Origin of the sequence: Paracoccus sp. Z118, from assembly GCF_019061185.1 — a bacterium.
Lineage (GTDB): Bacteria > Pseudomonadota > Alphaproteobacteria > Rhodobacterales > Rhodobacteraceae > Paracoccus.
This window is the reverse complement of the sequence record NZ_JAHQZU010000116.1, coordinates 1-538: the sequence shown is the minus strand read 5'-3', so window position 1 is coordinate 538 and position 538 is coordinate 1. Positions and strand designations below refer to the sequence as shown.

General features: G+C 66.4%; 2 pseudogenes. Both read left to right on the top strand.

What is annotated here, in order from left to right:
• Nucleotides 1–201: pseudogene (locus tag KTN05_RS17775) on the top strand (sarcosine oxidase subunit beta); the annotation flags it as partial.
• A 9-nt stretch (nucleotides 202–210) separates the two neighbouring features.
• A pseudogene (locus tag KTN05_RS17770) lies at nucleotides 211–441 on the top strand (sarcosine oxidase subunit delta); the annotation flags it as partial.
• Nucleotides 442–538 lie beyond the last annotated feature (97 nt).

Sequence of the window (538 nt, the reverse complement as noted above, 5' to 3'; positions counted from 1 at the left end):
ACGCCGGTCGAGGGGCTCTATCTCAACGCGGGCTGGTGCTATGGCGGCTTCAAGGCGACGCCCGCCAGCGGCTATTGCTTCGCCCATCTGCTGGCGACCGACACACCCCACGACACCGCCAAGGCGTATCGGCTGGACCGCTTCGAGCGCGGCTACCTGATCGACGAAAAAGGCATGGGCGCCTCGCCCAATCTGCACTGAGAGCCCGACATGCTTATCCCCCATCCCCTTCTCGGCCCCCGTGACGCGCAGGAGTTCTTCTGCCTCGGCTCGGCCTCGCTGCTGGGCCGCCCCGACGGCAGGGCCGAGGGCGCGCAGGCGGCGTTCCACGATTACGTCTATCTGCGTGACAACCCGGCGGGCGTTCATCGGGAGTTGTGGTTCCACGAGCAGGGCGACCGGTCCTGGCTGGTCGTCACCCGCAACACGCTGACCCATGAAAAACGGCGCCATCGTCCGGCTTGTCGGCGCGCTGATGCTCGAGACCAACGACGAGTGGACGGTCGCGCGGAGATACATGTCGCTTGAAACGCTTGCC